This window comes from Streptococcus sp. HMSC076H09, from assembly GCF_001811765.1.
Lineage (GTDB): Bacteria > Bacillota > Bacilli > Lactobacillales > Streptococcaceae > Streptococcus > Streptococcus agalactiae.
Window position 1 is genome coordinate 55,502 of the sequence record NZ_KV806591.1, and the last position, 8,232, is coordinate 63,733.

Here is an 8,232-nt window from a genome sequence, read left to right on the forward strand (position 1 = left end):
AAGATATATTTCTTCTTGATAGTAATTGAATTTGAGGGAAACTTACTGGAAAATTTCAAGCGATTGCGATAAAATAAATCTTGCAGAGTTTTCTAGAGAAAGGAGGTCAGATTTATTGGAATGGCAAGATCTAGCGCAATTACCTGTATCTATTTTTAAAGACTATGTTACAGATGCTCAAGACGCGGAAAAACCTTTTATATGGACAGAAGTATTTTTAAGGGAGATTAATCGCTCAAATCAAGAAATTATTTTGCATATTTGGCCGATGACTAAGACAGTCATTCTGGGGATGTTAGATCGAGAATTACCACATTTAGAATTAGCAAAAAAAGAAATCATCAGTCGTGGTTATGAACCAGTTGTTCGGAATTTTGGTGGTCTCGCAGTTGTAGCTGATGAAGGAATTTTAAATTTTTCATTGGTTATTCCAGATGTTTTTGAGAGAAAATTGTCTATCTCAGATGGGTATCTTATAATGGTCGATTTTATTAGAAGTATATTTTCGGATTTTTATCAACCTATTGAGCACTTTGAAGTAGAGACCTCCTATTGTCCTGGTAAGTTTGATCTTAGTATAAATGGCAAAAAATTTGCTGGCTTGGCTCAGCGCCGTATAAAGAATGGTATTGCGGTATCGATTTACCTTAGCGTTTGTGGCGATCAAAAAGGGCGGAGTCGAATGATTTCAGATTTTTATAAGATTGGTCTAGGTGATACGGGTAGTCCAATTGCTTATCCAAATGTAGATCCTGAAATTATGGCTAATCTATCTGATCTATTAGATTGTCCTATGACAGTAGAAGATGTTATTGATCGTATGTTGATTAGCCTTAAACAAGTAGGTTTTAATGATCGTTTACTGATGATTAGGCCCGATTTAGTTGCAGAGTTTGATAGATTTCAGGCTAAGTCTATGGCTAATAAGGGGACGGTGAGCAGAGATGAATAATGTCCAAGGTAATTTATTTCGTCCATTAACGCTTCCCAATGGATTGAGCTTAGAAAATCGTTTTGTTCTATCACCTATGGTAACTAATTCTTCTACATCAGAAGGTTTTGTAACTGATGACGACATAGCATATGCTGTTCGTCGTGCTAAATCTGCTCCATTACAAATTACTGGAGCAGCATATATCACAGAATATGGTCAGTTATTTGAATATGGTTTTAGCGTTTCAAAGGATGAGGACATTCCTGGTTTGACTAAATTGGCTAAAGCAATGAAGTCTAAGGGAGCGAAAGCTGTTTTGCAGCTGACGCATGCTGGACGTTTCTCAAGTCACACTTTGGCAAGACACGGATATGTGTATGGTCCCAGCCCTATGCAATTGCAATCGCCATACCCACATCAGGTTAAAGAACTAACACACAAAGATATACTAAGGATTATCGATGAATATGTCCAGGCTACAAGACGAGCTATACAAGCTGGATTTGATGGTGTTGAAATATCTTCTGCACAACGATTACTAATTCAAACCTTTTTCTCAACCTTCTCAAATCAAAGAAAAGATGAGTATGGTCCTCAAACTTTGACTAATCGCTGTCGTTTAGGCTTAGAAGTTTTTAAAGCGGTACAAAAAGTTATCAGAGAAGAAGCAGAGTCAGATTTTATCCTTGGTTTTAGAGCGACGCCTGAAGAAACTCGCGGTTCACAAATTGGATATAGCATTGAAGAGTTTATGGAATTTCTTGAAAAAATTTTAGCGATTGCTCAGGTAGATTATCTTGCCGTTGCAAGCTGGGGGCATGATGTCTTTAGAAATACTATACGTTCTGAGGGAGTTTACAAAGGGCAGCTGGTTAATCAAGTTATATTTGAACATTTTGGTGATAGAGTTCCAATTATGGCAACTGGAGGTATTAATAGTGCTTCAAAGGTGTTTGAAGCCTTACAACATGCTCATATGGTAGGAGCTTCCACGCCCTTAGTAGTTGATCCGGAATTTTTACAAAAAATAAAAGCTAAGCGTTCTGATCAGATTAATTTAAGGATTAAAGTGAGTGATTTAGAAGGTTTGGCGATTCCAAAAGCCTCCTTTAAAGATATTGTTCCTTTGATGGATTATGGAGAATCTTTGCCAAAGGAAGCTCGAGAAGTTTTTAGAGAACTTCGAAGCAATTATAGGGAGGAAAGATGAAATTAAGTGTCCTTGATTATGGGCTTATTGATTATGGAAAAACTGCAAGTGATGCAATACAAGAAACGATTCTTTTATCACAAGAGGCGGAGCGACTAGGCTATCATCAATTTTGGGTGGCTGAACATCACGGTGTTAGGGCATTCAGTATTAGCAATCCAGAATTAATGATAATGCATTTGGCTAACCAGACTAAATCTATCAAAATTGGCTCTGGAGGTATAATGCCTCTGCACTATAGTAGTTTTAAACTCGCGGAGACTCTCAAAACATTAGAGACATGTCATCCGAATCGAGTAAGTATTGGTTTAGGAAATTCACTAGGGACAGTTAAAGTTTCAAATGCACTTCGTAGCTTACATAAAGCACATGATTACGAAGAGGTACTGGAGGAATTGAAGTCATGGCTTATTGATGAATCATCCAGCAAGAAACCATTAGTTCAACCGACTCTTTCTAGCTTCCCAGACTTATATGTGTTGGGGAGTGGTCAAAAATCAGCTTATTTAGCGGCTAAACTTGGCTTAGGCTTTACCTTCGGTGTTTTTCCTTTTATGGACAAAGACCCATTGACAGAAGCTAAAAAGCTTTCATCTCTTTATTATCATCAGTTTGAAGAATATTATCCTAATAAGTCTCCTAATTTGATGGTAGCTGCATTTGTAGTTATAGCTGATACTTCAGAAGAAGCTGAAAACATAGCAAAGACTTTAGATATCTGGATGCTAGGAAATAAAGACTTCAATGAATTTGCAACATTTCCTACTATTGAAGAAGCTAATCATTACCAATTGACTCCTGAACAAAAAGCAAAAATTAAATCAAATCGCCACCGTATGATTGTAGGTGATCCAAAACAAGTTAAAGAAAGCCTTGACGCTTTAGTTAATGCTAGTCAAGCAGAAGAACTACTTTTGATTCCTCTTGTTCCAGGACTTGATCAACGAATCAAATCCTTAAAATTATTATCACAGTTATATTAATCACGTTTTCTCAGAAAGGAAATTACTCATGAAAAAAATTGCGAACTACTTATTAATTGAAAAAAATGAAGAACTTTATACTATCAGTTTAACTCCAGAACTTCAAGATGACTTGGGAACTGTCGGATATGTGGAATTCACAGATGATACAAATTTAGAAGTTGATGATGTTATTTTAAATATTGAAGCTTCAAAGACGGTTATGGCAATTTTATCTCCTCTTACAGGTAAAGTTGTTAAAGTTAATACAGCTGCAAGTCAAGAACCAACTTTGTTAAATTCTGAAAAAGCTGACGAAAATTGGTTGGTTGTGTTAACAGACGTTGATTATGCTGCTTTTGAAGCTTTAGAAAATGCCTAATCAAAAACAACTATTGCTAGCCATGATTGAGTATCTTCAGTCAGAAAATTTAACAGACGTTGATGACTTGAGGACCACCGATTTGCAAACGGTTTGGCGTGGTCTAGTTAATCAACAAGATCCTCAAAACATTAGTCAAGAGTACCTGTCTTTAGAAGATAGGTATTTGTCACATTGGTGGAATACTCAAAAAGTAAAAACGATAGACGTCTGTCATCAAACGGTATATTCAAATGTATTTACCTACCATGGGGATATTTGCTTATTACAAGTGGATGCTATTGTTAATGCAGCAAATAGTAAGTTGTTAGGTTGTTTTATTCCTAATCACCATTGTATTGACAATCATATTCATACGTTTGCAGGTTCACGATTACGTTTAGCATGTCATCAATTGATGACACAACAAGGACGAATGGAAGCCGTAGGACAAGCTAAACTTACCGAATCCTATCATCTTCCTTGTAAGTATGTTATTCATACAGTCGGACCTTACGTAAAAGTTGATCAAAAGCCATCTCGTATAAGAGAGGATTTATTAAAGTCTTCTTATAAATCCTGCTTACAGTTGGCAGTTCGAGCTAATCTTAAAACAATTGTCTTCCCTTGTATATCAACGGGAGAATTTGGTTTTCCTAATCAAAGAGCTGCTGAATTGGCTGTTCAAGCGATATTAGAGTGGCAACGCGAAAATCAGCACAAACTCTATATTATTTTCAATACATTCACACCTAAAGACCAAGAGATTTATCAAAAATTATTATTAAAAGAGGAAATAGATGACAGTGTGGAAGACTCTAGAAAAAACTAATCATTCTCAATCAGAAATACTAAGTCAGTTAATAGAAGAATCAGATGCTATTGTAGTTGGTATTGGTGCAGGCATGTCTGCAGCGGATGGATTTACCTATATTGGCCCCAGATTTGAAGAAGCTTTTCCGGATTTTATTGCTAAATATCAACTATTAGATATGTTGCAAGCAAGTCTTTATGACTTTGAAGATTGGGAAGAATATTGGGCCTTCCAAAGTCGTTTTGTGGCACTTAATTATTTAGATCAACCGGTAGGACAAGCTTATCTTGATTTAAAGGATATTTTAGCGAAAAAAGAATATCATATTATTACAACTAATGCTGATAATGCCTTCGCTGTGACTGATTATAATTTAGAAAAAGTTTTTCATATTCAAGGTGAATATGGCTTATGGCAGTGTAGTCAACATTGTCATCAACAAACTTATCGAAATGATCAGGCAATTCGTCAAATGATTGCACAACAAAAGGATATGAAGATTCCTAGTAACTTAATCCCAAAATGCCCAAAGTGTGATCAACCGTTTGAAATTAATAAACGTAACGAAGAAAAAGGTATGGTGGAAGATGCTGACTTTCATGCTCAACGACAACGTTATGAAAATTTCTTATCACAACATCAAAATGACAAAGTTCTTTATCTAGAGATTGGAGTTGGACATACCACGCCACAATTTATTAAGCATCCGTTTTGGCGATTCGTCTCTTTAAATGAAAACTCTTTATTTGTTACTCTTAATCACAAGCATTATCGCATTCCTCAAAAGATTCGCTCAAGGAGTGTGCAACTGACACAGCATATCGCTGAATTAATTGCTGAAGCGAAAAAAGAAATTATTGGATAACTAAATTGCTATAAAAGGAGACCTAAATGTATCTTATTGAACCAATTAGAAATGGTAAGCGTATCACAGACGGTGCGATTGCACTTGCCATGCAAGTTTATATTTTACAAAATGTTTTTTTAGATGATGATATTTTATTTCCATACTATTGTGATCCCAAAGTTGAAATCGGAAAATTTCAGAATGCAGTTATAGAGACAAATCAAGAATATTTGAAAGAACATGATATTCCTGTTGTTCGTCGAGATACTGGTGGAGGGGCTGTTTACGTTGACTCAGGTGCTGTAAATATTTGCTATCTCATGAAAGATCATGGACAATTTGGTGATTTCAAACGAGCTTATGAGCCAGCTATTAAGGCCCTAAAAACTTTAGGTGCTTCTAGTGTTGAAATGAGGGGACGAAATGACTTAGTTATTGATGGTAAAAAAGTATCAGGTGCAGCAATGACGATAGTAAACGGTCGTATTTACGGTGGTTACTCTCTTTTATTAGATGTTGATTTTGATGCTATGGAAAAAGTGTTAAATCCTAATCGGAAAAAAATTGAATCTAAAGGGATAAAATCTGTCCGAAGTCGAGTAGGAGATATTCGTAGCCACTTGTCAGAAGATTATCGTCATATCACAACCGATCAATTTAAAGATTTAATGGTTTGTCAATTATTACATATTGCTCATATTGATCAGGCAAAACGCTATCATCTAACCGAAAAAGATTGGGCTGCGATTGACGCTCTAGCTGATGAAAAATATAAGAATTGGGATTGGAATTATGGTAACTCACCACAGTATTCGTATCACAGAGATGCTCGTTTTCCGTCAGGAACTTACGATTTTCACTTAGAAATTGAGAAAGGTATTATTACGAATTGCCGTATTTATGGTGACTTTTTCAGTTCTAAAGATATTTCAGATATTGAAAACCTTCTCATTGGTTGCCCTATGAAAGAAGAATTAGTCTTGGAAAAATTAAGTACTTTATCATTAGAAGATTATTTTGGTCAGACTAGTCCAGAAGAAATAAAAGCAGTTTTATTTTCATAAAACGAACATTTTAATTTTTTTTTGCAAAAAAATATGTTTTTATAGGGAATATTGCTATACTATTTTTATTATTTAAAAGGAGAATATCATGAAAACAGATATTGAAATAGCGCAAAGCGTCGCCCTAAAGCCTATTGCTGAGATTGTTGAGCAAGTAGGAATTGGTTTTGATGATATAGAATTGTATGGTAAATACAAAGCAAAATTATCTTTTGATAAGATTGAAGCTGTAAAATCTCAAAAAGTAGGAAAGTTAATTTTAGTAACTGCTATTAATCCGACACCAGCAGGTGAGGGAAAATCCACTATGAGCATTGGATTAGCTGATGCTTTAAATAAAATTGGTAAAAAAACGATGATTGCTCTTCGCGAACCTTCTTTAGGTCCTGTAATGGGTATTAAAGGAGGAGCTGCTGGAGGTGGATACGCACAAGTACTACCAATGGAAGATATTAATTTGCATTTTACTGGTGATATGCACGCAATCACAACTGCTAATAATGCTTTATCAGCTCTACTTGATAATCATATTCATCAAGGCAATGAATTAGATATTGACCAACGTCGAGTGATTTGGAAGCGTGTAGTTGATCTTAATGATCGTGCTCTTCGTCAGGTGATCGTTGGCTTAGGAAGCCCTGTCAATGGGATACCACGTGAAGATGGCTTTGATATTACTGTTGCTTCTGAAATAATGGCTATTCTATGTTTAGCTACTGACCTATCAGATTTAAAGAAACGCCTGTCAAATATTGTTGTGGCTTACTCAAGGGACCGTAAACCAATCTATGTTAAAGATTTGAAGATTGAAGGAGCTCTCACACTTATCCTAAAAGATGCTATCAAACCTAATTTGGTTCAAACCATTTATGGGACACCGGCTCTTGTCCATGGGGGACCATTTGCTAATATTGCACATGGATGTAATTCTGTCTTAGCGACTTCAACAGCTCTACGCTTAGCAGATTACGTTGTTACTGAAGCTGGTTTTGGAGCAGACTTGGGCGCTGAAAAGTTTCTTGATATAAAAACGCCAAACCTTCCGACTTCTCCCGATGCGATTGTTATTGTTGCTACATTGCGTGCATTGAAAATGCATGGAGGTGTTTCAAAAGAAGATCTCTCACAAGAGAACGTCGAAGCAGTTAAAAGAGGTTTTACAAATCTCGAGCGTCACGTTAACAATATGCGTCAATATGGTGTTCCGGTAGTTGTAGCTATCAATCAGTTTACTGCAGATACAGAAAGTGAAATTGCAACTCTTAAAACCTTATGTAGTAATATTGATGTGGCAGTTGAATTAGCAAGTGTGTGGGAAGATGGAGCAGACGGTGGCCTTGAACTTGCACAGACTGTTGCTAATGTGATTGAAACACAATCATCCAATTACAAACGCTTATATAGTGATGAAGACACTATTGAAGAAAAAATTAAAAAAATTGTTACTAAAATATATGGTGGTAATAAAGTTCATTTTGGACCTAAGGCACAAATACAATTAAAAGAGTTTAGTGACAATGGCTGGGACAAGATGCCTATTTGTATGGCAAAGACACAATATAGCTTTTCTGATAATCCAAATTTACTTGGTGCTCCAACTGACTTTGATATAACTGTTCGTGAATTTGTTCCAAAAACAGGAGCTGGTTTTATAGTTGCTCTTACTGGAGACGTATTGACAATGCCTGGTTTACCTAAAAAACCTGCAGCTCTCAATATGGATGTTTTAGAAGACGGTACAGTCGTTGGATTATTTTAAATAATAAAGAGGTAGGGCTTGTGATGCTAGCCTCTTTTTATTGGGGATTAGATTTTAACTAGAGATAATTTAGAATAATAGAATGCTATTCAAGTGACAGTATGCTATAATAAAATGATTGATTTGGAGGGGGGAAAAACTTATCAGTAATAAAGTCAAAATTGTTCGTTTACTTAATAAGAGTAAGAAAAGTTTACTAAGGGGTATATTTAGTCGAACAACCGTTATCGCTATTTTATTGATTTTACAATAGACTTCCTGCGAAACAAAATATGGTACAA

8 protein-coding genes are annotated in these 8,232 nt (G+C 35.7%); all 8 read left to right on the forward strand.

The window, feature by feature from the left end:
* Positions 1–115 precede the first annotated feature (115 nt).
* The 8 genes from HMPREF2818_RS01655 to HMPREF2818_RS01690 all read left to right on the forward strand — a co-directional run bounded on the left by HMPREF2818_RS01655 (position 116) and on the right by HMPREF2818_RS01690 (position 7,951).
* Positions 116–952 carry a lipoate--protein ligase family protein gene (locus HMPREF2818_RS01655; RefSeq protein ID WP_000455162.1) on the forward strand — a complete coding sequence of 279 codons (837 nt, stop codon included), beginning with the start codon at positions 116–118 and terminating at the stop codon, positions 950–952.
* Complete coding sequence (locus HMPREF2818_RS01660) at positions 945–2,144, forward strand: NADH-dependent flavin oxidoreductase (protein ID WP_001067090.1); 1,200 nt, start codon at positions 945–947, stop codon at positions 2,142–2,144. Before HMPREF2818_RS01655 ends, HMPREF2818_RS01660 begins: the two co-directional genes overlap by 8 nt.
* Complete coding sequence (locus HMPREF2818_RS01665) at positions 2,141–3,127, forward strand: LLM class flavin-dependent oxidoreductase (RefSeq protein WP_000778227.1); 987 nt, start codon at positions 2,141–2,143, stop codon at positions 3,125–3,127. Before HMPREF2818_RS01660 ends, HMPREF2818_RS01665 begins: the two co-directional genes overlap by 4 nt.
* A 28-nt stretch (positions 3,128–3,155) precedes the next feature.
* On the forward strand, positions 3,156–3,488 hold the full coding sequence (locus tag HMPREF2818_RS01670) for a glycine cleavage system H family protein (RefSeq protein WP_000717326.1): 333 nt from the start codon (positions 3,156–3,158) through the stop codon (positions 3,486–3,488).
* The gene (locus tag HMPREF2818_RS01675; protein WP_001133608.1) at positions 3,481–4,299 is read left to right on the forward strand and encodes a protein-ADP-ribose hydrolase; all 819 of its coding nucleotides are present in this window, start codon (positions 3,481–3,483) and stop codon (positions 4,297–4,299) included. Before HMPREF2818_RS01670 ends, HMPREF2818_RS01675 begins: the two co-directional genes overlap by 8 nt.
* Positions 4,268–5,146, forward strand: a complete 879-nt coding sequence (locus HMPREF2818_RS01680) for an SIR2 family NAD-dependent protein deacylase (RefSeq protein WP_000219406.1) — start codon at positions 4,268–4,270, stop codon at positions 5,144–5,146. The genes HMPREF2818_RS01675 and HMPREF2818_RS01680 overlap by 32 nt, the downstream gene beginning before the upstream one ends.
* A gap of 26 nt (positions 5,147–5,172) precedes the next feature.
* Positions 5,173–6,192: a lipoate--protein ligase gene (locus HMPREF2818_RS01685; protein WP_070508698.1), complete on the forward strand. Its 1,020-nt coding sequence runs from the start codon at positions 5,173–5,175 to the stop codon at positions 6,190–6,192.
* Between the two features lie 88 nt (positions 6,193–6,280).
* Positions 6,281–7,951 carry a formate--tetrahydrofolate ligase gene (locus tag HMPREF2818_RS01690; protein ID WP_000845307.1) on the forward strand — a complete coding sequence of 557 codons (1,671 nt, stop codon included), beginning with the start codon at positions 6,281–6,283 and terminating at the stop codon, positions 7,949–7,951.
* Positions 7,952–8,232: the final 281 nt, after the last annotated feature.

What these genes read in the sequence shown, in the direction of transcription:
- HMPREF2818_RS01685 (WP_070508698.1), top strand. Translation starts at nt 5,173, where the DNA reads ATGTATCTTATTGAACCAATTAGAAATGGTAAGCGTATCACAGACGGT.
- HMPREF2818_RS01690 (WP_000845307.1), top strand. Translation starts at nt 6,281, where the DNA reads ATGAAAACAGATATTGAAATAGCGCAAAGCGTCGCCCTAAAGCCTATT.
- HMPREF2818_RS01660 (WP_001067090.1), top strand. Translation starts at nt 945, where the DNA reads ATGAATAATGTCCAAGGTAATTTATTTCGTCCATTAACGCTTCCCAAT.
- HMPREF2818_RS01675 (WP_001133608.1), top strand. Translation starts at nt 3,481, where the DNA reads ATGCCTAATCAAAAACAACTATTGCTAGCCATGATTGAGTATCTTCAG.
- HMPREF2818_RS01670 (WP_000717326.1), top strand. Translation starts at nt 3,156, where the DNA reads ATGAAAAAAATTGCGAACTACTTATTAATTGAAAAAAATGAAGAACTT.
- HMPREF2818_RS01665 (WP_000778227.1), top strand. Translation starts at nt 2,141, where the DNA reads ATGAAATTAAGTGTCCTTGATTATGGGCTTATTGATTATGGAAAAACT.
- HMPREF2818_RS01680 (WP_000219406.1), top strand. Translation starts at nt 4,268, where the DNA reads ATGACAGTGTGGAAGACTCTAGAAAAAACTAATCATTCTCAATCAGAA.